Annotated in this window: 20 protein-coding genes; 19 read left to right on the top strand and 1 reads right to left on the bottom strand. The window is 48.9% G+C overall.

The annotated features are described in order from the left end of the window. Positions 1-4: 4 nt before the first annotated feature. The 4 genes from atpA to EJP77_RS06560 all read left to right on the top strand — a co-directional run bounded on the left by atpA (position 5) and on the right by EJP77_RS06560 (position 4,642). The gene (gene atpA, locus EJP77_RS06575; RefSeq protein ID WP_127198425.1) at positions 5-1,519 is read left to right on the top strand and encodes a F0F1 ATP synthase subunit alpha; all 1,515 of its coding nucleotides are present in this window, start codon (positions 5-7) and stop codon (positions 1,517-1,519) included. 174 nt (positions 1,520-1,693) lie between these two features. Then, positions 1,694-2,560 (top strand): ATP synthase F1 subunit gamma, encoded by an 867-nt coding sequence (gene atpG / locus EJP77_RS06570; RefSeq protein ID WP_127198424.1) that lies wholly within the window; start codon positions 1,694-1,696, stop codon positions 2,558-2,560. Positions 2,561-2,656: 96 nt separating this feature from the next. After that, positions 2,657-4,057, top strand: coding sequence for a F0F1 ATP synthase subunit beta (gene atpD / locus EJP77_RS06565; protein WP_127198423.1), 1,401 nt, complete (start codon positions 2,657-2,659; stop codon positions 4,055-4,057). A gap of 171 nt (positions 4,058-4,228) precedes the next feature. Further along, positions 4,229-4,642 (top strand): F0F1 ATP synthase subunit epsilon, encoded by a 414-nt coding sequence (locus EJP77_RS06560; RefSeq protein ID WP_127198422.1) that lies wholly within the window; start codon positions 4,229-4,231, stop codon positions 4,640-4,642. 127 nt (positions 4,643-4,769) lie between these two features. On the opposite strand, the gene EJP77_RS06555 is transcribed toward EJP77_RS06560, so the two are convergent. Beyond that, complete coding sequence (locus tag EJP77_RS06555; RefSeq protein ID WP_127198421.1) at positions 4,770-5,465, bottom strand: copper homeostasis protein CutC; 696 nt, start codon at positions 5,463-5,465, stop codon at positions 4,770-4,772. 336 nt (positions 5,466-5,801) lie between these two features. Here EJP77_RS06555 and EJP77_RS06550 point away from each other — a divergent pair, with 336 nt between their 5' ends. From EJP77_RS06550 to EJP77_RS06475, 15 genes are all read left to right on the top strand, one after another. Beyond that, positions 5,802-6,059: a DUF1146 family protein gene (locus tag EJP77_RS06550; RefSeq protein WP_127198420.1), complete on the top strand. Its 258-nt coding sequence runs from the start codon at positions 5,802-5,804 to the stop codon at positions 6,057-6,059. Positions 6,060-6,374: 315 nt separating this feature from the next. Next, positions 6,375-7,721: a UDP-N-acetylglucosamine 1-carboxyvinyltransferase gene (gene murA / locus EJP77_RS06545; protein ID WP_127198419.1), complete on the top strand. Its 1,347-nt coding sequence runs from the start codon at positions 6,375-6,377 to the stop codon at positions 7,719-7,721. A gap of 340 nt (positions 7,722-8,061) precedes the next feature. Further along, positions 8,062-9,774, top strand: coding sequence for a stage II sporulation protein D (spoIID, locus tag EJP77_RS06540; protein WP_246021756.1), 1,713 nt, complete (start codon positions 8,062-8,064; stop codon positions 9,772-9,774). Between the two features lie 369 nt (positions 9,775-10,143). Continuing rightward, positions 10,144-10,884 (top strand): M23 family metallopeptidase, encoded by a 741-nt coding sequence (locus tag EJP77_RS06535; protein WP_127198418.1) that lies wholly within the window; start codon positions 10,144-10,146, stop codon positions 10,882-10,884. Between the two features lie 210 nt (positions 10,885-11,094). Next, on the top strand, positions 11,095-11,379 hold the full coding sequence (spoIIID, locus tag EJP77_RS06530) for a sporulation transcriptional regulator SpoIIID (RefSeq protein ID WP_127198417.1): 285 nt from the start codon (positions 11,095-11,097) through the stop codon (positions 11,377-11,379). Positions 11,380-11,695: 316 nt separating this feature from the next. Further along, a complete protein-coding gene (gene mreB, locus EJP77_RS06525; protein ID WP_127198416.1) occupies positions 11,696-12,694 on the top strand; it encodes a rod shape-determining protein in 999 nt (332 codons plus the stop codon). A gap of 987 nt (positions 12,695-13,681) precedes the next feature. Further along, positions 13,682-14,557, top strand: coding sequence for a flagellar hook-basal body protein (locus EJP77_RS06515; RefSeq protein WP_127198415.1), 876 nt, complete (start codon positions 13,682-13,684; stop codon positions 14,555-14,557). Positions 14,558-14,567: 10 nt separating this feature from the next. Next, positions 14,568-15,386 (top strand): flagellar hook-basal body protein, encoded by an 819-nt coding sequence (locus EJP77_RS06510; protein ID WP_127198414.1) that lies wholly within the window; start codon positions 14,568-14,570, stop codon positions 15,384-15,386. A gap of 12 nt (positions 15,387-15,398) precedes the next feature. After that, positions 15,399-15,599, top strand: a complete 201-nt coding sequence (locus EJP77_RS06505; protein ID WP_127198413.1) for a DNA-directed RNA polymerase subunit beta — start codon at positions 15,399-15,401, stop codon at positions 15,597-15,599. A gap of 336 nt (positions 15,600-15,935) precedes the next feature. Further along, the gene (gene fabZ / locus EJP77_RS06500) at positions 15,936-16,373 is read left to right on the top strand and encodes a 3-hydroxyacyl-ACP dehydratase FabZ (RefSeq protein WP_127198412.1); all 438 of its coding nucleotides are present in this window, start codon (positions 15,936-15,938) and stop codon (positions 16,371-16,373) included. A gap of 27 nt (positions 16,374-16,400) precedes the next feature. Next, positions 16,401-18,125 carry a phospho-sugar mutase gene (locus EJP77_RS06495; RefSeq protein ID WP_127198411.1) on the top strand — a complete coding sequence of 575 codons (1,725 nt, stop codon included), beginning with the start codon at positions 16,401-16,403 and terminating at the stop codon, positions 18,123-18,125. 119 nt (positions 18,126-18,244) lie between these two features. After that, complete coding sequence (locus EJP77_RS06490) at positions 18,245-20,275, top strand: DUF5693 family protein (RefSeq protein ID WP_127198410.1); 2,031 nt, start codon at positions 18,245-18,247, stop codon at positions 20,273-20,275. Next, positions 20,248-21,384 carry a polysaccharide pyruvyl transferase CsaB gene (csaB, locus tag EJP77_RS06485; protein ID WP_127198409.1) on the top strand — a complete coding sequence of 379 codons (1,137 nt, stop codon included), beginning with the start codon at positions 20,248-20,250 and terminating at the stop codon, positions 21,382-21,384. The genes EJP77_RS06490 and csaB overlap by 28 nt, the downstream gene beginning before the upstream one ends. 6 nt (positions 21,385-21,390) lie before the next feature. Then, on the top strand, positions 21,391-22,149 hold the full coding sequence (locus EJP77_RS06480; protein WP_127198408.1) for a WecB/TagA/CpsF family glycosyltransferase: 759 nt from the start codon (positions 21,391-21,393) through the stop codon (positions 22,147-22,149). 112 nt (positions 22,150-22,261) lie between these two features. Beyond that, positions 22,262-23,386, top strand: coding sequence for a glycosyltransferase family 4 protein (locus EJP77_RS06475; protein ID WP_127198407.1), 1,125 nt, complete (start codon positions 22,262-22,264; stop codon positions 23,384-23,386). Positions 23,387-23,431 lie beyond the last annotated feature (45 nt).

Genomic DNA, 23,431 nt, shown 5'->3' with positions numbered 1-23,431 from the left:
ATTCTTGAGTATCAGACCTGAAGAGATCAGTACACTGATCAAAAGTCAAATCGAACAGTATAAAACGGAAATCGAGGTAGCTGAAGTCGGTACCGTTATTCAAGTAGGTGATGGTATTGCCCGTGTTCACGGACTCGAGAATGCAATGGCAAACGAACTCCTCGAATTTGAAAATGGCGTATTCGGCCTTGCCCTCAACCTTGAGGAAAGCAATGTCGGTGTCGTAATCCTTGGACCTTACAGCGAAATTCGCGAAGGCAGCCAAGTGAAACGTACAGGACAAATCATGCAGGTTCCTGCTGGTGAAGCATTGCTGGGCCGTGTAGTGAACCCGCTTGGACAACCAATCGATGGTAAAGGTCCGATCGCTACAACTGAGTTCCGTCCGGTTGAGAACAACGCACCAGGCGTAATCGACCGTAAATCGGTACATGAGCCAATGCAAACAGGTATTAAAGCGATTGACTCGATGGTTCCAATTGGCCGTGGCCAACGGGAATTGATTATCGGTGACCGCCAAACAGGTAAGACTGCGATTGCTATTGATGCAATCATTAACCAAAAAGGTAACGGTGTTAAATGTATCTACGTCGCTATCGGACAAAAACAATCTACAGTTGTTAACGTGGTTGAAACGCTTCGTCGTCACGGTGCACTTGACTACACTATCGTAGTCAGCGCTTCTGCATCCGAACCATCACCACTTCTGTACATTGCTCCTTATGCTGGTGTAGCTATGGCTGAGTACTTCATGTACAAAGGTGAGCATGTTCTCATCATCTATGATGACTTGTCCAAGCAAGCTGCGGCATACCGCGAATTGTCCTTGCTGCTTCGTCGTCCACCGGGCCGTGAGGCATTCCCTGGTGACGTATTCTACCTGCACTCCCGTCTGTTGGAGCGCGCAGCTAAGCTTAGCGATGAGCTTGGAGGCGGTTCGATTACAGCACTTCCTTTCATCGAGACTCAAGCATCTGACGTATCTGCCTACATTCCTACGAATGTTATCTCCATCACGGATGGACAGATCTTCCTGGAGTCCGACTTGTTCTACGCGGGTCAACGTCCTGCGATTAACGTAGGTATTTCCGTATCCCGTGTTGGTAGTTCCGCACAGATCAAAGCCATGAAGAAGGTAGCCGGTTCACTCCGTCTCGACCTCGCACAATACCGCGAGCTTCAAGCCTTCTCCCAATTCGGTTCTGACCTTGATAAATCTACTCAAGCCCGTCTGAACCGTGGTGCACGTCTGATGGAAATTCTGAAGCAAGGGGTTAACCAGCCGCTTCCGGTTGAGAAGCAGGTTATCAGCTTGTATACCGCAGTAAGAGGGTATCTCGATGATATTCCAGTTACGGATATCCGCCGCTTTGAAGGCGAGTTCCACAACTTTATGGATAGCCATCATGCAGAGGTTCTGCAGTCCATTCGCGATACCAAAGATCTGACTGCAGATAATGAAACAGCACTAAAAGCCGCGATTGAGAAGTTCAAAAACGGATTTGCAGCATCGGCTTAATATACAAATGCGCTTAGCTTTGAATATCAAGTTCAAAGCTAAGGCGCATGTTTACAGAAGTTTGGCTGTTAGCCAATCCAGGGAGACACCTTGCGAAGTAACTCTGGTGTCCCAAAATGAAGTGGGCTTACGAAGCTAGTTTTGGTGCTGCCAAAACTTTGAGGTGGTGAAATCATGGCAAAAGGAATGCGCGAGATAAAGCGTCAGATTAAGAGTATTCAGAATACCCGCCAAATCACGAAAGCGATGGAGATGGTTGCAGCCGCAAAGCTCCGGAGAGCCCAAGAGAAGGCACAGTCCTCTCGTCCATATGCTGAAAAGCTGAAGGAAGTCGTAGACGGAATTGCTGCTGGTACCACAGGGATCTCACATCCCATGCTGGTTACCCGTCCGGTTAAGAAAACAGCTTATATCGTGATTACTTCCGATGCAGGACTTGCTGGCGGATACAATGCCAACATGCTCCGCGCGGTTATGGATAGAATCAAGGCTACCCATACCTCCAAGGAAGAATACGGAATATTCGTTGTAGGACGTAAGGGTCGTGACTATTTCAGACGGCGCGAGCTTCCAGTGGTTGACGAAGTAACTGAACTTTCGGATTCTCCTACGTTCGCCGATATCAAGTCTTTGGCTTATGCGGCTGTACGGAGCTTTGAAGACGAGCAGTTCGATGAGATCTACATTTGCTATAACAAATTCATTAATGCTATTACCCAGGTGCCAACCATTAACCGCCTTCTTCCATTTGAAAAGCCAGTCGCTTCCGCTTCAGGTGTGAAGGCTAGCTACGAGTATGAGCCTTCTCCAGAGAGTGTTCTCCAGGTACTTCTTCCGAAGTATGCTGAGACGATTATCTATGGAGCTCTGCTTGAAGGTAAAGCAAGTGAGCTTGGGGCCAAAATGACTGCGATGGGTAATGCAACCAAGAATGCAAGCAAAATGATCGGTGAATTGACACTGACCTATAACCGCGCTCGCCAAGCGGCAATCACTCAGGAAATTACGGAGATTGTGGCCGGAGCGAACGCTCAATCCTAATAACTAAGTATCAATGACAGTTTGCGGCTACTCGGAAGTTAAGTAGAGTATGGCTAAAGCTTAGCTGCGCAAACTTTGAGGAGGGAAACGAAAGAGATGAGCAAAGGACGCATTGTCAGCATTACGGGTCCGGTTGTCGACGTTGAATTTGACCGTGGTCAGCTTCCGGAGATTTTCAATGCCATTAAAGTTTTGAAAAAGGATCAACAGGGAAATGTCACTGATTTGATTCTTGAAGTTTCCAACCATTTGGGTGACAATCTGGTTCGTTGTATTGCCATGTCTTCAACAGACGGTCTTGTTCGTGGAACCGAAGCTGAAGATTTGGGCGCTCCAATCTCTGTTCCTGTCGGTGAAGGCACGCTTGGACGTATCTTTAACGTTCTTGGTGAGACTATTGACAACAGAGGCGCAGCAGCAACAACTGTTAAGAACCCGATCCATCGTCAGCCGCCAGCTTTCGATGAACTGTCTACACAAGCTGAAATTCTTGAAACAGGAATCAAGGTTATCGACCTGCTTGCTCCTTACGCCAAGGGTGGTAAAATCGGCCTCTTCGGCGGTGCGGGTGTAGGTAAGACGGTAACCATTCAAGAACTTATCAATAACATCGCTCAAGAGCACGGCGGTATTTCTGTATTTGCCGGTGTAGGTGAGCGTACACGTGAAGGTAACGACTTGTACCATGAGATGTCGGATTCCGGCGTTATCAACAAGACTGCGATGGTGTTCGGACAGATGAATGAACCACCGGGTGCACGTCTTCGCGTTGCGTTGACAGGTCTGACTATGGCTGAGTATTTCCGTGATGAAGAAGGACGCGATGTACTTCTGTTCATCGATAACATCTTCCGCTTTACTCAAGCAGGTTCTGAAGTATCCGCCCTTCTCGGACGTATGCCTTCAGCGGTAGGTTACCAGCCTACACTTGCTACAGAAATGGGACAATTGCAAGAGCGGATTACTTCTACCAAGAAGGGTTCCGTTACTTCGATCCAAGCGATCTACGTTCCTGCGGATGACTACACTGACCCGGCTCCTGCGACAACATTTGCGCACTTGGATGCTACAACGAACTTGGAGCGTAAAATCTCCGAGATGGGTATCTACCCTGCGGTAGATCCGCTCGCTTCCAGCTCCCGGATTCTAACTCCAGAGGTTGTCGGTGAAGAACACTATAACGTTGCTCAAGGTGTTAAACAGCTCCTGGCACGTTATAAAGAGCTTCAAGACATCATCGCGATTCTGGGTATGGATGAGCTTAGTGAAGAAGATAAGCTGATCGTTGGACGTGCTCGTAGAATTCAGCGCTTCCTTTCTCAACCGTTCCACGTAGCGGAAGCATTTAACGGATTCCCGGGTAAATATGTTCCAATTGCAGATACCGTTCGTAGTTTCAGAGAGATTCTTGACGGTAAGCACGATGAACTTCCAGAGGCTGCCTTCCTGTACGTTGGAGCCATCGAAGAAGCTGTGGAGAAAGCTAAGTCCCTATAAGCTAACGCCTGTTTCATAGGCTTATCAACTAGTGACATTAGAATTAATCCGAGTACGAGACTTTCTCTTGGCTAGCTGAGGGATGGTTAACGATATAGTTTTCCCTGCAGGAAAACTAAGTAGTGCTTACGAAGATAGCTATCATCTGGGTAGCTTTTAGGAGGGTTGCAAGTGAGCACCTTTTTATTAGAAATTGTCACTCCTGAGCGCATCGTGTTCTCCCAGCAGGTGGATAGTGTATCTGTTCGTGGTGATGAAGGGGAACTGGGGATTATGGCCGGTCACCTTCCGTTGGTTACACCACTGAAAGTGGCACCGATCACCATCAAAACGGGAAATACGGCTACAACTCTAGCTGTCCATGGCGGCTTTGTTGAAGTGCAAAAGGAAAAAGTGATTATTCTGGCCGAAAGTGCAGAAATGTCGAATGACATTGACGTAGAACGTGCCAGAGCGGCGAGAGAGCGCGCTGAACGACGTCTAAGCTCAGGTGGTAACCGGGATCTTGTTGATCACCGCCGTGCGGAACTGGCATTGCAAAGAGCGATTACTCGTATCAACGTCTCTTCAAAAGGTAAGGAATAGGAAGAAAGGGCATTTCCAAGGTCATGTGACCGAGAGAAATGCCCTTTTTTAATTTACAATAATTAGACTAATAACCTTTTCCCTACATATTATATAGCTCAAGCTTTCAATTAATTTAGAGATAATATTATAGAGGCTGATTAATCAGATTTTTAGCTTCTGAGATTAAGCTGGCATCAAGCGGCTGAAGAAGATCATTGTTCACCCGGACGCCAGATCCCAGATGAACCTCAGATAAACCGGTATCCCGCACAAAACCAGCAAGTGCATGCACTTTAAGCCCGGCACCGGCAATGAGCTCAATCTGCCCAGCTTCAGCTGCCACGTGCCTAAGCCGATGTAGGGTATCTACTGCTTGGGAAGCTGAAGGCTTAGCGCCGGAGGTTAGAATATGGGTTACCTCGGGAATCCGGCTTAACGTTAGAAGCGCCTTTACTTGATCCGCAACCTCATCGAAAGCACGGTGGAAGGTGATTGGAAGGCCTCCGGCCGCTTCAATGAACCTGAGCAGAAGCTCCTCATCTACCTTGTGATCATGTGTAAGAGCGCCAAAAACAAGTCCATCAATTCCTATTCGGTTAAAGAGCCTTGCGTCTCTAATTATAGTCTGAGCGTCATCGGCATCGTAGCAGAAATGGCGGCTGTGAGGTCGAACCATAATACGCATATCAATACTGCTGTGTTCCCTGATCTCTTCAACAAGCCCGAGACTCGGGGTTAAGCCTCCCTCTGCAGGGGCTGTAATGACTTCAATTCGGTCGGCTCCTGCGGCATGGGCAATTTTGGCGTCAGCAAGGGTATAAGTGATAATTTCAAGTTTCATAAAGGCCCCCCCGTAGATTACAGTGTGGTAAATTGTTGTTCTCTACTTAGATTGTAATAGCGCTCAAAGTTATTCTTTGTAAAATAAATCGCTTTCATGTGACAAAATTTGAAAAAGCATGAAAAAAGCTGGATTATTACAAGCTTGGCAAGTATGATATAGAAGGTCTTTGTTTTTGTAAAATGTAAATTAAAAAAATACGCAAATCCTGTGGATAAAAGTGGAGGAAATACAGTCTTCAGTTTATCTCACAAATAACCGATATAATTTATGGTGTGATTAACCGTTTTTGGGTTGCCCGCATAAATTATAAGCGTGACCGAGGAGGAATCCGGAGTGGATTCAAATACGGTGAGCCAATTGCCGTCGAGTATAGCTGTGGGTGGTCTGACAGCTATCATCGTATCGCTGGTTAGCATTGCAGTAGCCTTCTGGGCGCTGCAGAATTTAAAGCTGGATTTGATCGTACGCAACCCCAAGGGACCACAAGGCAAGCTGTTACAACTATTGCTGGCCGTTATTTTGGGGCATTTCGTTGCTTCTTTTGTGCTGGATTACTGGGGTTACACTCGGATGCTTCGATACATGTTTTAATATTCCTGCGTTTGGTTATATCTCTCATAGGAAATATTCAGTGAGTGTCAAACGTCGAATAACATCGAAACATTGTGTTAACAATGGAAATATGGATCTTATGCTCCGTAATTTTATCCCCTGTATGGTAAGAGAATATTGTTCCTAAAGTCGCAGCTGGGCTTTTTTGAGACACAGCGCTAAACGATATTCTTATGTTAACAAACTCTTGAGCCATGTAAATAAACCATGTTATTATGAAACTTAGTGAATTAGCGGGATACTCTTTTCAAATGTTTATTAAAAAGAGAAAATGAACGCGCGGAGGGAAACAAGATGAGCAAATTTATCGTCCGCGGTGGCAATGTGTTGACCGGGAACGTCAAAGTCAGCGGAGCTAAGAACTCGGTGCTGCCCATTATCGCAGCCTCTTTGTTGGGTGAAGAAGGGGTCAGCATCATAAGAGATGCACCACCACTTGATGATGTGATGACGATTAATAAAGTATTGGAACATCTAGGAGCTGCTGTTACATACGAGCAGGAAGTGATCACAGTCGATGCGCAGAAACTCGTATCCTGTGAGGCTCCCTATGAGTGGGTACGCAAAATGCGGGCATCTTTCCTGGTCATGGGACCCCTGCTTACACGCATGGGACATACAAGAATTTCACTCCCCGGCGGCTGCGCAATAGGGACTAGACCGATTGATCAACACCTTAAAGGCTTTGAAGCTATGGGTGCAGAGATCAACCTGGGTCAAGGTTACATTGAAGCCAAGTCTGAAGGTAGACTCCGCGGTGCGAAGATCTATCTGGATGTAGCCAGCGTTGGAGCTACTGAGAATATTATGATGGCGGCAACGCTTGCCGAAGGTACGACTATTATCGAAAATGCGGCGAAAGAGCCGGAAATTGTCGATCTTGCGAATTACCTCACCAGCATGGGCGCCATTATTCGCGGTGCGGGAACAGGCATGATCCGCATTGAGGGCGTTGAGAAGCTGCACGGTGTAGATCATACGGTTATTCCTGACCGAGTAGAGGCAGGAACCTTTATGATCGCGGCAGCCATTACTGGCGGCGATGTTTTCGTAGAAGGTGCAATCGCGGACCATCTCGGGCCTGTCATTTCCAAGCTTGAAGAGATGGGCGTGGCTATAGATATTCAGGAGAACGGAGTTCGCGTAACGGCGAACAAACCGCTGCGCTCTGTAGATGTGAAGACCCTTCCTTATCCGGGCTTCCCGACAGATATGCAGTCTCAGATGATGGCTCTCCTGCTTAAATCAGAAGGAACGAGCGTAGTAGCGGAGACGGTATTTGAGAATCGCTTCATGCATGTGGAGCAATTCAGCTTGATGAATGCCGAGATTAAGGTGGAAGGCCGCACGGCCATTGTTACCGGCGGTTCCAATCTGAGAGGCGCCAAAGTGTGCGCAACAGATCTTCGCGCGGGTGCCGCTCTTATCATTGCGGGTCTTGTAGCCGAGGGAACGACTGAAGTCAGTGGTACCCACCACATCGATCGCGGATATGTGAATCTGGCGGAGAAGCTGCAAGGACTTGGAGCCAACATTTGGCGTGTATCCATGGACGAAGAAGTAGATGCGTCAGGCTTAGAGAAGGCCTCAACCGTTCAAGAAGAACTGGGGATTTTCAAAGTACAGCCTACACTGGCTTAAATTACATTTTAATTAATAAGGGAGGACCTCTGCCTAAGGGCAGGGGTCCTTTTGTCATTGTTGCAGGGTAATAAAGCTTCCTAGTGAACCGATTCTTTTTGATATAAGTTGAACTATAGGCTCTTCCTAAAGGTTCTACCTCCTGACCAAAACTCATATCTATAAGTATATTGATTAAAAGATATAACGAGTAAAAGCTAGAATGACCTGACAGCAATTCGGTGCAGGGCGCTAATTTATCCGTTAGATGATGGAGGTCACGAACAGCATGAAGGAGAAGAGAGCTTCTATAAAAGTAACATTAACCCCTGGTTTTCAATCAGGTTTAGAGGAAACTTGCATGAATGATATCCAAGCAGGTGAGGAGGGTTATGAGCTACTGGAACATCTCCCTGCTGCTGCCGGAGAAGAGAGGCGCACTATTCGCGCGGCCACTCAGCGACCAAGGGCAGCAGATACCTCCGGCCAAACGGGAGCAACTAGAGATGAGCTGGTCCGGCGAAATGGCATGGAGGGCAAACCAGCCGCGAAGGATATAGTGGGGAATGAATCAGTAAGCCCAAGAGCGGCTAAAGCCGAACCGCTAGAACGAAGTAAGATAGAGCAACAACAAGCGCAGTGGAGTGAGTCAAAAAGTGAGCGGGTGCCGCATAGTTCACTGCAGCATGAACGGGTACGGCGAAGTGAGGCGGAAAGTCAGGGCGCTTGGCCAAGCGGCATAGAGAGCGGACTGCCCGGGCAAATAACGCGGGGAAATGAGACGCCGCAGCACGCTATGGCGGGGACGCCCAGCGCTTCACTAGCTGGGCGAACGGGCGGCACCGCGGCTGCGCCAGCGGTGCCTGCGGCCCCACCGCGGGCCCCGCAGGACGCGGGCCCGCTGCAGCAACGGCCGCCGGGCGCGCTTACGCCGCCGCCCGGCGCAGACGAGCCGCCCCGCACTCGCATTCGCGTGCGGGGCAGGGCCCGCGGTCCTTTCTTCCGCAGATTCGGAAGAAAGGACCGCCAGATCTTGGCCGCCGCGGCTGTGCTGACAGCGGCGGCCCTGGTGCTGCCCGCGCTGGTTATGCTCCTGCGCGGGGGGCCTTCCCCGGGCGCGGTGCCCCAGCCCGCGCCCGTCCGGGTTCCGGCGAAGCCGGTGCCTGCGCCAGCCGCCCGGGCGCAGGCGGACCAGACGCCGGTCCGAGTCTATCTCTCGAAGACCGGCATGGTGGAGACACTCCCGCTCGAGGATTACGTGGCCGGCGTGCTTGCAGCCGAAATGCCAGCAACCTTCGAGCTGGAGGCGCTTAAGGCCCAGGCTATCGCTGCGCGCACCTTCATCGTGCACAGGCTGGCGGATGGCGATGTCAGCGGTGTACCAGGCGGGGCCGCCAATGTAACGGATACCGTCGCACATCAAGCCTATCTATCGCAGGCCTCACTAGCCAAATGGAAGAAGGATGGCGAGGCTGACAAGCTGGCCAAGATCAGAAAGGCTGTACAGGATACAGCCGGCACCATTATGACCTATCAAGGCAAGCCTATCACAGCTTCCTTCTTCTCCGCGAGCAGCGGATATACCGAGAACTCGGAAGAATACTGGAATCAGAGAATTCCCTATCTTCGCAGTGTGGCAAGTCCGTGGGATGCGAAGCTGGACCCTACCTATAAGGAGACGGTTACCTTAAAGCTGAGCAGCGTGTTCCAGAAGCTAGGCCTTAACCAGCCCAGCGTCCCTGCAGCAGCAGGTCTGAATCAGAAGGGCGGAAATCTGTTTAAGATCTTGTCAAGTACAACGGGACATAGAGTTAAGGAAGCCGAAATAGCCGGGAGCAAGTTTAGCGGAAGAGAGATCCGGGAGAAGCTGGGTCTGCGCTCCAGCCAATTCCGTTTTGATATAACAGGAGATCAGGTCAAGATTACAACCTACGGGTATGGTCATGGGGTAGGAATGAGCCAGTGGGGAGCCAACGGAATGGCCCAGGAAGGATATACGGTAACCCAGATTCTCAGACACTATTATACTGGAATCTCCTTCGATCAAGCCTCCAGGCTGCTGCCTAAGAGTTAAGACAGACCCTACGTAAGTGTTGGTTTTATATAAGACACAGTTAAAAAGTGACTTGAGGGTAAGGAGTAACAGAGGGGGAAGCTTGGAACTGAAGGAGCGAAAGCGATCGCCTACAAGCTTTCTGAAAATTCGGAAGCCTTTGCTTTGTCTCCTGATTTCACCCGCCCTGAGGTATTAATCAAGAAATCTGGAGGTGGGCAGCGGCCGGAAGCCCAAGCATACCCCGTAATTACGACTGTGCCCACAAATGAGAACATTTTAACTGCGTCTTATATATTCATACCACTCTGAAATATTTTCCAAAAAAATAGTATAGCTGAAGTATAAAAGAGTTGTCCCCGGTAACACTTGTTACTGAGGTGATAAACTATGAATGATCAAAATCAGAAGAATCAAAAGAATGAGGAATCTCCTAAAATTGGATTGGGAGAGCCTGTAGTACAGGCGTCCTCATGGAAAAGGCTGTTGTCAAGAAAGTGGGTATACCCAGCAGCATACATGGCCACCGCGGCAATCATACTAACCTTAGTGTGGGTCTACCAGGATGCCAGCCATAAGCCGCAGGTCAAAGAAACCGCTGGGGTAGCCGCAAATGTGGACAACACACCGGTAGTGGATTCAAGCAAGACCCAAGAAAGTCAATCCGTATCTACTGTTGCAACGCCGGAAGATCTTGTATGGCCGGTGGCGAATGCCGCCGATGTTACTGTCGTCAAGCCTTTTTATGACAAAGATGCTTCAGCCGAAGACCATGTTGCTGCGATCGTGAAGTACAACGATACATTTATCCCTAACACAGGTATTGACCTGGCGCGCGGGGACAACAAGGCTTTTGAAGTCAAAGCAGCGCTGAGTGGCAAAGTTACTCGTGTGGAGCAGACTCCATTGTCGGGTTATGTGGTGGAGATCACGAATGCCAATAACTTGAAGACCGTATACGAAAGCTTGGCTGACGTCAAAGTGAAGAAAGATGCTGAAGTGAAGCAAGGCGATACACTGGCCAGCGCTGGACGTAGTGAGCTTGAGAAGGATCTTGGCAATCATGTTCACTTTGCTGTATATGAGAACGGTACCCCGGTCAACCCGGCAGCCCTGCTTCCGCAAAAATAATTGCCTTATCCTAATGGACCTGTCCATAAGAGAAAAACCCTTATTGTATAAGGTCCGCACCCGGGCGGGGAATCGTGAGATTCCCCGTCTTTTTCCTGTGTTAGGCACAAAAAATTGCTCTCCCATGGCTTGTCACGCTTGGAAACAAAGAATATATGGGCACGCCCCTCATATACTGTACCAAACTATCTCGAGTTGGGAGGCGGGAGCGTGCATGATTACATCAAGGAACGTACCATTAAGATAGGCCGCTGCATCGTGGAGACGAGGCATACAGTAAGAACGATCGCCAAGGAATTTGGCGTGTCCAAGAGCACGGTGCATAAGGACCTGACCGAACGGCTTCCGGAGATCAACCCGGATCTGGCTGACCAGGTGAAGCATATTTTGGAGTACCACAAATCGATTCGGCATCTGCGCGGAGGAGAGGCGACCAAAATTAAGTATAAGAAAACTACACCCTCCAAACGGGAAGTCATTTCAGCAGTAAATTAGTCCTAATTTAATATTCCAAATGTCACGGATTGTTTCAGGCATTATTTTCATTGAATCGACAAGATCATAGCGTTTTTCCTTCTAAAAAAGACAGGATTGTGATTGAATACGTCCCCCAAAGTATGATATTTTTAAATATGGTACGAGAATGCGGGTAATTTATCCATTCATCCCGAAATTTAGCTATACAGAACGGACTTAAGATGTATTTTTTTCTGGTCTTTTTTGTAAAACTAACGGATTTTCTGTCGAATACGGGTAACCATAGATGAGGATTTCTTTTACCATTTAAAATACGCTTTGGGGGAGCTTTGTAATGATGAGCAAGGATATCGGAATTGACTTGGGCACGGCGAATGTGCTTATCCATGTAAAAGGGAAAGGTGTAGTGCTCGACGAGCCTTCGGTAGTAACCATTGAGAGCGATACCAAGCGTGTGCTTGCTGTCGGCGAAGATGCAAGACGGATGGTAGGCAGAACACCTGGGAATATTGTGGCAATCCGTCCGCTGAAGGATGGAGTCATTGCGGATTTCGAAATTACGGAGACCATGCTGAAGTATTTCATCAACCGTGTTGGCGGCAAGAGCTGGTATAGTCACCCCCGAATTCTCATCTGTGCCCCAACGAACATTACCTCGGTTGAGCAAAAGGCGATCCGTGAGGCCGCTGAGCGCAGCGGAGCTAAGGAAGTCTATTTGGAAGAAGAACCGAAGGCTGCTGCCATCGGTGCGGGAATGGATATTTATGAACCGAGCGGGAATATGGTTGTAGATATTGGAGGCGGTACCACAGACGTAGCGGTTCTCTCTATGGGAGACATCGTCACAGCGTCTTCAATTAAGATGGCAGGCGACAAATTTGATGCGGCCATTATTCGTTATATCAAAACAAAGTACAAGCTGTTAATCGGCGAGCGTACAGCTGAGGATATCAAGATCGGAATCGGAACTGTTCGTCCAGGCGGCCGTCAGGCAGAGCTCGACATTCGGGGAAGAGACATGGTATCAGGACTTCCGCTTACCATTACAATATCTTCTGCAGAAGTACAGGAAGCTCTATGGGAGCCCGTGTCTTCAATTGTTGCGGCAGCAAAATCAGTCTTGGAGCGCACTCCGCCGGAACTATCAGCGGATATTATCGACCGCGGGGTAATTTTGACCGGTGGGGGCGCTCTGCTGAACGGATTGGACGAGCTATTGGCCGACGAGCTTCGAGTACCGGTAGTCGTTGCTGAAGATCCGATGCACTGCGTCGTGAAGGGTACTGGGCTCATGCTGGATAATTTGGACAAAGTCATTAAGAAAAAGTTCTAATCGTCCGATATAAACTTAAGAACCTTCTTGCCCCCTTGGGCAATTGGATATAGATGATCTACATCACGGTTAATCCTGACGTTGAATGTTATGTAAATGATAGGAGTTAGACATAAACAAGCCAAGTAAGTAGGTCTAAAGTTTAACTACCCATGTCTGAATCATTAGAAACAGGCAATTTATTACAAAAGCACTAGCTGGAGTTCCTACGCCGCGGCTAAGAGAACTGGTCCCTTGCTGATCAGCAATTAGCCTTAGTGAGTAAGCTGTTAAACGGCTAGAGCATTTAGCAAGACCACAAGCAATTAAATCTTCAGCAAGTAACCTAGCAAGTAAAGTAAGTAAGTAAGCAGACCAAGTAAGTAGACCAAACAAGTAGACCAAACAAGGAAATCGTGTGAAGCAAGTAATTGAATCAAGCAAGTAAAAGAAGCAAGCAAGTAAAAGAAGCAAGTAAAAGAAGCAAGTAGAACAATTAAGTAAACAAGTAAGTAAGTAGAACCAAGTAAGTAGCTTAGCTTGTCAAAAGGTGTGTAAGCAAACAGAATCACCACATGGAAGATCCTAAGATTTAAGCCCAAGTAAGTAACTAAGCAATTAACAAGCTGTTAAGATCTTGATTTTAGTACAAGCAGTCAATGAATCAATACAGACATCCTAGCTAAGAAGATATTAGGAACAAATAAGATTTTGCAAGCCAAAGACAGTAAACGTCAATCCGAGTCAGTCAACTTGCTAACACTACACAGTAATTTTTCATCAAAGCAACCCAACCCAGAAGCGTGTCCCGTAGGGACGACAAGCGACTCAGAGCACGATGAGCACTAAGTCCAACTAACCCTGCTCCACTCCCCACCCATTCAGGTGTCCAGAGGATGAAATCCTTGGGGCCCTCCTAAAAGTTTTCCAAGGGAAAACTACTTCGAAAGCATATGCTTAGGCAAGGGAGGGTTTGGGCGGGTTGTGAAAACTAAGGAGGTTTCCCATTTGCTAAGAGGACTCTATACGGCTGCCGCGGGCATGATGACCCAGCAGCGAATGCACGATACGGTGACCCAGAATATAGCCAACGTTAACACACCAGGATACAAGTCGGTGAACGAGGCAGCCCGCTCATTTCCAGAGGTGCTTATATCTCTGGTAGGCGGGAACGGACCCGGCAGCTCACAAATTGGCAAGCTGAATACCGGCGTGTTCGCCGAAGAGACTCAACCTACTTACACACAGGGGGACCTTAGAGAGACAGGCAAGAGTTCGGATTTTGGACTGGAGTCCAGCCTGGAACTGGTTGACCCGGCGACGGGACAGCCGTATGCTTTTGATCAGTCAGGCAAATTCGTGAAAGCGGATGGCAGTGTGGTGTATCGCCCTCAAGCCTTCTTTACGGTTCAAGACAATAGCGGAAACATCCGTTATACGAGAGATGGCAGCTTTCATGTGAATGGAGCAGGGGAACTTCTTAGCTCCACTGGCTTCAAGGTTCTTGGCAGCAATGGTCAGCCGCTGGTTCTTGATCGTCCTATTAATGATCTCCAGATGGATAGTAAGGGTAACTTCCTATATAATGGAGCCCCTACCAACCAACAGCTGCAGATTACAGTAGCTGCATCCCCTTATGAGCTTGTTCGTAACGGGAACGGTGTGTATGAAGCTGCTGATCCGCAGAAGGCGGGTCTTCGCAATATGACCGCTGCTGACGCTGTAACCGTACGTCAGGGTTCTCTTGAGGGTTCGAATGTGAATACAGCTCAATCGATGGTCGATTTAATGACGGCTCAACGGGCTTATGAAGCGAACCAGAAGGTCATTCAATTCTACGATAAAAGTATGGACAAGGCCGTCAATGACGTCGGCCGAGTGTAGGAGGCGCTAAATGAACAACTCCATGATTAGTTCCGCAGTCTCCATGGCTGGAATCCAGCAGCGTCTGGATCTGCTTGCAGATAATATTGCGAATGTAAATACGGTTGGGTATAAGAGTAAGGGGGCTACCTTTGAGGATACCCTTACCAGTATTGTGAAGCAGGAATCCGGGATGGGCCGGACAGGTAGAGCCACTCCGCTTGGGGTGAACGTGGGATTTGGCTCGAGAATGACGAGTGTCTCCCGCGATTATTCCCAGGGAGCGATCAAGGATACAGGGAATGACACCGATCTTGCGATTCAAGGTAACGGATTGTTCGCGGTACAGGCGAACGGCCAGAAGGCTTGGACCAGAGAAGGTGACTTCCATATCCAGCCGGATCCCAAAGATAACAAATTGGCATATTTAGTTACTAGCCAGGGATACTATGTACTAGATAAGAATAATGCGCCTATCACTGTTCCTGCCGGATCCAAGCTTCAGATCGATGCTTACGGCAATATTAAAGCAACTTTGGGCCAAACGACTGCGAACCTGGGGCAGGTTCAACTGGTATCTCCTCAGCGGCCTGAGGCTCTTGAACAAAGGGCGGATAATTTGTTTGTTCTTACAGCAGGCGCCAGTGAGGCAGACGTTCTTGCGAGTAATGATACGCTTCCACAGAATCAACAGGCATCTCTTCGTCAAGGCGCGCTAGAACAATCCAATGTGGATTTGGCGACAGAAATGTCGGAGATGCTGCAGGTGCAGCGGGCGTATCAGCTTTCAGCACGTGCCTTGACATCAAGTGATACAATGACTAATCTGGCGAACAATTTGCGTGGATAGGTGGAAGCATTAATGAGTCAAGAGAGTAAACCGGCAGCCAAGCGGCCTGCTCTGCGCAGAAGCCTGTTCATTCTTCTGCTCCTGTTTATCCTTTTTCTGGCGCTCTTTGGCGGTATGATTGTAGGATATGTCGTGCTCGGGAAGCAAAGCTTGAGCGAGGTCTTCCAGTGGAGTACTTGGCGTCACGTCTATGATTTGGTTTTTGCTCCTTAAAGGTAACAACTCCCGCTTATACGGGAATTCTTGTGTAAAATAATCGCAAGCACTCCCGCGTAAGCGGGAGTTTTATTTTTGAGCAGGGAGAAGGTATAATTGTTGGAGGAATATTCGCACTAGGCAGCCAATAACTTTGCAGCAAAAGCAAAAGGGTTCTATCCGTAGGACAGCTGTTCAGCGGCCCTGCGAATAAACCCCTTATCTGAACCTTCGCATCTGCAGAGACGAAGGATAATTACAGTGTGGCCTTGGCCATTTGTTTTTATACGGATTTTTCCGTTTAAATACAATTACCCGGTGTGTGGGCAAATAAGAAAGGGGCAGTACATAATTATGTTAGACAATAGGCAGATTCAAGACATTATTCCTCACCGCTACCCGTTCCTACTGGTAGACCGCATTATCGAGATGGAAGAGGGAAAGCGGGCTGTAGGAATTAAGAACGTAACCATTAATGAGCCTTTCTTCCAAGGGCACTTCCCAGGGTATCCAGTTATGCCAGGGGTTCTTATTACAGAGGCTTTGGCTCAAGTAGGAGCGGCCGCTATGCTTAGCATGGAGAGCAATAAAGGCAAAATCGGATTCCTTGCAGGACTTGATGGATTCCGCTTCCGTGATATGGTATTCCCGGGGGATACCCTACGGTTAGAAGTTGAGATTATACGTCTGAAGGGTTCAATCGGCAAAGGCCGCGCTACAGCTAAAGTAGGAGATAAGCTGGTAGCAGAAGGCGAGATCATGTTCGCCCTTTCGGATGGAGAATTGAAATAATCTAATAACAGAATGGGAGTAGAGACAATGAGCGAGATCAATCAGACAATTCAAGATAAGGTTCAGGCTTGGCTGCAGGATGCTTCGATTGATGAAGAGACCAAACAGGAGCTTCGCTCGCTGGACAGCAGCCCAGCTGAGCTGGAAGACCGCTTCTATAGAGACCTTGAATTTGGTACAGGTGGACTTCGGGGTGTGATTGGTGCAGGAAGCAACCGGATTAACCGGTATACTGTGGGCAAAGCAACCCAAGGATTCGCCCAGTACATTCTGGATGTCCACAGCAAGTCCCAAGCGGAGGGCCAGCCTTCTGTAGTGATTGCTCATGACTCTCGGCACTTCTCGCCGGAGTTCGCTCTGGAAGCTGCGCTGGTGCTGGCTGGGAATGGAATTACGGCGAAGCTGTTCCGTTCGCTTCGTCCGACTCCGCAGCTGTCTTTTTCCGTGCGTTCGCTTAAAGCTACTGGGGGCATCGTAATCACAGCGAGTCATAACCCGCCAGAATATAACGGATATAAGGTATACAATGCTTCCGGCGGACAGCTTGTTCCTCATGAAGCTGAGGAAGTGATTGATTTGATCCAGCAGGTGTCTTCTTTTGCACAGGTGAAACGCCTTACCCAGGAAGAAGCAGAAGCCAAGGGGTTGCTGGTCTGGCTGGGAGATGCGGAAGATGAAGCCTTCGTGGATACGGTTGCTGCTACCAGTGTGAACCCTGAAATGCTGGCCTCCGGTGCGGGTAAAGATGTGGTCATTGTCTATACTCCTCTTCACGGAACAGGTAATATTCCGGTTCGCCGCGTGCTTGATAAGCTGGGCTTCACGCAGGTCCACATTGTAGCAGAGCAGGAGCAGCCGGATGCAGAATTCTCTACGGTGAAATCTCCGAATCCGGAGGAGCGTGAGGCTTTTACCCTGGCTATTGAGCTTGGGAAGAAAGTAGGCGCAGATCTGCTCATGGGAACAGATCCGGATGCAGACCGTATGGGCGCCGTGGTCAAGGATGCGGATGGAGAATATCAGATCCTGACCGGTAACCAGTCGGGTTCCATTCTGGTACATTATCTGCTTAGCCAGCTGGAGGCCAGCGGTAAACTCCCGGCTAACGGGGCTGTAGTTAAGACTATCGTAACCAGTGAATTGGGTGCCGTGATCGCCCGCCACTATGGAGTTTCGGTCTTCAACACGCTGACAGGCTTTAAATATATCGGTGAAATGATGAATCAATTCGAACAGTCCGGAGACCATACTTTCCTATTCGGATATGAAGAAAGCTACGGATATCTGGCTGGTAACTATGCCCGTGACAAAGATGCGATTGTGGCCTCGACTTTAATTGCTGAGGCTGCGGCATACTACAAGACACAAGGGAAAACTCTGTTTGATGTCCTTGAAGAGCTGTATCAACAGTTCGGTTACTACCGCGAGTCTCTGGTCTCCCGTACGCTTAAGGGTAAGGATGGCGTAGCCAAGATTCAGTCTCTCATGACGGACTGGCGGGATCATGCTCCTCAGGAAGTTGCAGGCATTAAGGTGAAAGAAATTGAGGACTATTCCAAGGGGCTCTACGGTTTCCCTAAAGAGAATGTACTTAAGTTTATTCTCGAAGACGGATCATGGTTCTGCTTGCGCCCATCGGGTACAGAGCCGAAGATAAAAGTGTATTTTGCCGTGCAGGGCTCTTCCAATGAGGAATCACTGAGTACACTTGGTAAATTGCAGGATGAGGTTATGGCAAGAGTTGACGCTTAATTCACATTTGGATGTAATAATGAAATAACGTTTTTACTTAATATTCCGAAGTCTCTGGATGCTCTCGCTTATGGGCTGGGGTTAGGGGCTTCGGAGTTTATTCATGAGGAGGTACCTTCGTGTATCAAAGATGGCAGAAGTGGAATAAGGTGTCCCGCAAGTGGCTATGGATTCTGGTCGTAGTAGGTATGGTAGCTTCATTACCGCTAATCTATGGCCGTATTCAGACCGAGCAGACAGCCAAGAACGTGGAGCTTATTTTCAATTATCGCAGTTTGCTGGAAAGTTCTTATTATCAGCCTAACCCGGAAGCATATCTGAATGAACAGCTTGATAAGCTGCAAGGAGCTGGTGTCAGCACGATCGCGATGTTTGAAAGCAATCTCGACGAGTTGTCCAGATCACACCGTGTGATGGTATACAGCACTCAGGATCTGATCAACATGAAGAAGCTGCCCCTATCGAGTGCGGCAACCGAGAATCAGACTTATGTCGTTTTTACGAATGAGGAGAATGCCCGTACTTTTCAGCCTTTAATTGAAGATACATTCAACACGTTTGATATCGATGTGGCTCCTTGGAGCTGGGAACCAGGCGAGACAGCTATCCGCATTAATACGTCTATGGCAAATGCTCTAATCAAATCTTTTGCTCCTGACCCGATTGCCATGAAGATGCTGCGAGATAAAGGATTTAATATTCTCCCGCGTATGAGTGACAGTATGCCATACGATCAGACGGCAGTAGACAAGATGCTGACCATGTTCCAGGAGAACAATGTGAAGCACATTCTGTTTGAAGGGGATGCAGTGAAGGGATTTACTGATGATCCGGAGAAGAAGAGCTTGAAGGCTTTTGCCGACTCGCTCAAAGCGCACGGACTGGGGATTGTAACCATAGAAGGTCTCAAGAAGCCTCAGGCAGGCTTTAACAAGCTGGCTTACGATCTTAATTACAATGTAGTACGTCTATATTCCTTAAGCGATAAGGATGCCAAGCTGGATACGGACACGCTTGCTGACCGGTTTGCTTTGGCTGTCAAGGATCGGAAGATCCGCATGATCTATATCAATAGTATGCCTAGCAAGGATATGTCGAAGTCTACAATCACAGACTCGGTGGATAACATCGTTCAGACCCTGGGCGAACCGGGAAATGCGATCAAGCGGATCGAGAAGGACGGCTACCACCTTGGACAGGCAGAAGCCTTCACGGTGACTTCCCATACTTGGGATAAAATGCTGAAAGCATTGGTTGTACTGGGCGGTGTAGCTTTCGTCAGCATTCTGGTCTCCTACTTCCTGCCTTCGCTGACACTGGCAGCTCTGATTATCGGCCTTCTTGGCTGTGCCGGACTGTTCGTCATTCACAAGCAGGAGCTGCTGGAGCAAATGCTGTCTCTGCTTGTAGCCATTAGCGCTCCAACTATTGCCATGCTGCTTGCCATTAAGAAGGTACAGGAGACTCAACGTGCGAACTATTTAATGTCATCAGGCCGCCGATTGACTCACAGTCTGGTGCTGTTCATTAAGACCTCGTTATTGTCATTATGTGCAGTGCCTTTCGTGATCGCGCTGCTGAACAATATTACTTATGCTCTGGTCTTGAACCAGTTCCGCGGTGTCAGCCTGCTGCATGTGGTTCCGGTATTCCTGGTTGCATTGTATGTCTTCTTATATCAAGGGAAATCCGTGTACAGTGAACTCCGCAGATGGCTTCGTATGCCAATCACCGTACTGTGGGTGGCTTGTGCAGTTATCTTGGGCGCTGTAGGGCTCTACTACCTTTCCCGGACAGGGAACTCGGGCAGTCTTCTGCCCGGTGAGGCTGAATTCCGTTCATTCCTAGAGAATACGATCGGAGTACGTCCTAGAAACAAGGAATTCCTTGCTTTCCACCCGCTGTTCATTATGGGTGTGTTCGCAGCTCTGCGTTTCCCTAAGCTGATCTATGTGCTGATTATTGCCTCGATCGGTCAGTTATCTATGGTCGATACCTTTGCTCACATTCATTCTCCAGTCCTGATCTCCTTGATCCGCGGACTGCTGGGCATGGGCTTTGGTATTATCATTGGACTTATTGCCGTTGGAGTATGGACTATCGTTGAAAGGTGCTGGACACAATGGTCACCCCGTCTGTTAAAAGACTAGTCATCTCAGGTTATTACGGCTTCCGCAACAGTGGGGACGAGGCGGTGCTCAAATCGATTCTGACTGCACTGGAAGAAGAAGGCGCACGGGCAGGGATTAGAATAGAACCCGTCGTTCTATCTATCGACCCGGAATGGACTACATCCATGTATGGTGTAAAGTCAGTACATCGCATGAAGCTTGGAGAGGTGCGCCGGGCCTTGAAGGATAGCGATGGTCTGATCAGCGGCGGTGGAAGTCTGCTTCAAGATGCTACCGGCATGACCACGATTCCCTATTATTTGGGCATCATAAAGATAGCGCAGTGGCTTCGGAAGCCCACCTTCATCTACGCACAAGGTATCGGACCCGTGAACCATGGGATATTCCATCCTTTTATAAAAGGAATCTTCCGCAAATGCAGCTATGTCTCCGTTCGTGACAATGAATCTGCACAGCTGCTTGGAACGATGGGACTAAGCCGGGACAAGGTCGAGGTTGTACCTGACCCGGTTATGGGTCTTCCTCTGCCGGAGGGTATTAGTCTGGCGGGTCACCCTGATCAGTCCGCTAAGGATCTGCCGATCATCGGCATTTCCGTGCGTTACTGGAATGCGGAGCGGAAGGAGCTCACGCAGCTTGCTGCGGGTCTTGCGGCCTTGGCCTCGCTGATGCCGGTCCACTTCCGCTTTCTGCCCTTCCACCTTCCGGGGGATGACGAAGCTTCTCGCTTTGTCATTGACCGGATGGAGGGCGTGACTGCGAAGGGCAGCGTCATCAGCGTGGCGCCTGAAACGGTGAATCCGCAGGAAATGCTGGCCGAAGTCAGCCGCTGTCAGGCGCTCATAGGAATGAGGCTGCACAGCTTGATTTATGCGGCTTCCCAGCAGGTTCCGCTGCTAGGCATTTCCTATGATCCGAAGATTGATCATTTTCTGGCCCGACTGGGCTCCGTTCCCGTGGGAACAAGCGAGCAGCTTGATCCACAGATTGTGGCATCCGAGCTTCGGGGACTGCTGCTGGAGGGTGCGTCCTGGCGGAGCCGGAATGCATCCCGAATCGATACATTGAAGCAGGAAGCCCGCCGTCCGGCGGAGCGGATTGCTGAATTTTACAGGAACAGAGGGTGAATCAACATGAAGCAGCCGGCAATTGTGCCTACGGTCTCTGTGTTTGGCATTCCAGTCTGCAAGTGGGGAATGGAGGATACCGTTAAGTATTTGACGGAAGTCGTACAGACCGGACAGCCACACCAGATTATCACGGCTAACCCGATCATGGTGATGGCCGCACTGGAGAACCCTGAATATAAGAGCATGATGCAGCAAGCGGATCTGATTGTACCTGACGGAACTGGAGTCGTATGGGCTGCACGGAAGGGCGGCCAGCCTGTAACCGAACGTGTGGCGGGATTCGACCTGCTCCACGAACTGATGAAACAGGGCGAGCAGCTGGGCTGGAAAGTATTTCTGCTCGGCGCAGCGCCTGAAGTGATTCAGGAAGCATCCGCACGGTTACAATTGCAGTATCCGAGAGTGAAGATCGTGGGCACCCGCGATGGATATTTTGGTCCTCAGGAGGACCTTGAAGTTGTTGGTGAAATTGTGAAGGCTAAGCCGGATCTGTTGTTCGTAGCCCGTGGGGCGGATACACAAGAGCCATGGATAGCCAAATATAAGAATCAGCTCGGTGTTCCTGTAATTATGGGAGTTGGAGGAAGCTTTGATGTTATATCAGGGCGGACCCAACGGGCACCGAAATTCATGCAGAAGATGCATCTGGAGTGGTTCTACCGTCTTCTCCGCGAACCTACAAGGATTCGAAGAATGCTTGCGCTGCCGAAATTCACCGTCAAAGTGCTGCGTGAGGGAGAAAACCTCACGAAAGTACGATAAATAGGCGGAATCCTCTGAAAATTAGCGGAATTTTGCTGAAAAACAGAGTTGGTAGTTTGTTCGCATTCGGAGTATAATTCATTCGGTAGATAAAATGGGGGTTGAAATTGACATGTTGATGATCTATATCATCGGGTTTATCGTCTCGCTCGTTCTGGCACTCGGCTTGACGCCGCTGGTGAAGAAATTCGCGATTAAGGTTGGCGTAGTTGATGTTCCAAATGCACGTAAGGTGCATACCAGAGTTATGCCGAGGCTCGGTGGACTAGGCATTTATTTATCTTTCGTTATCGGATTAGTCGCGCTACTTCCTTTTATCCCGGATAGTTATATCTCTTCCAGAGACCTCGACTTTGTGGGAGCTTTTCTAGTCGGTGGAACTATGATTGTATTACTAGGTGCTTTGGACGATCGCTTTGATCTGTCTGCCAAATTAAAACTACTTATTCAAATTGCTACGGCATGTGTTGTAGTGTTTGGATTTGATATTAAGATTGAATTCGCTAATATTCCGTTTCACACGTACTCCTCGGTGGAGACATGGATGTCGATTCCGTTCACCATTCTCTGGATTGTCGGTGTAACGAATGCGATCAATCTGATCGATGGACTCGACGGACTTGCTGCAGGTGTATCGGCGATTGCGATCGGTACCATTGCGGTAATGGCCTTTATTATGGGAAATGAGATCACAGCCGTGCTTTGCCTTCTGCTGCTGGGCAGTATCTTGGGCTTCCTGTACTTTAACTTTCATCCGGCCAAGATCTTCATGGGTGATTCCGGGTCGTTATTCCTTGGATTCAGCTTGGCACTGTTATCCTTGCTGGGATTCAAGCAGGTTGCTATCGTGTCGTTCCTGACGCCGCTGATTCTGATTGGCGTACCTTTGTCGGATACCATGTTTGCCATCGTGCGCCGCTGGATGCAGAAGAAGCCAATCTTCTCGCCGGATAAAGGACACCTTCACCACTGTCTGCGTGAGCTGGGCTTCAGCCACCGCCAGACTGTCCTGATCATTTACGGAATTGCTGCATTCTTCGGGGTGCTTGCTATCATTCAGTCCTCGGCCGCGCTTTACTCGGCCAACTGGGTCACCTTCGTGGTTATCTGTATCATGGTCTTCTTCCTGCAGATCGGTGCAGAAGTCATCGGCTTGATTGGCAAGACAAAGCGTCCTGTTCTTAACTTCATCGCAAGGCTGAGAATGAAGGAGAGCACGGAACGAGGCTCGGATTGATTCGAAATCTTATAATGACTAACAAAGTCTCGCTGCACCTAGGTG

The sequence above is a fragment of the Paenibacillus zeisoli genome, from assembly GCF_003994465.1.
GTDB classification, from domain to species: domain Bacteria; phylum Bacillota; class Bacilli; order Paenibacillales; family Paenibacillaceae; genus Fontibacillus; species Fontibacillus zeisoli.
Note: the sequence above shows the minus strand (reverse complement) of the source record. Positions and strands in the feature narration are given on the sequence as shown.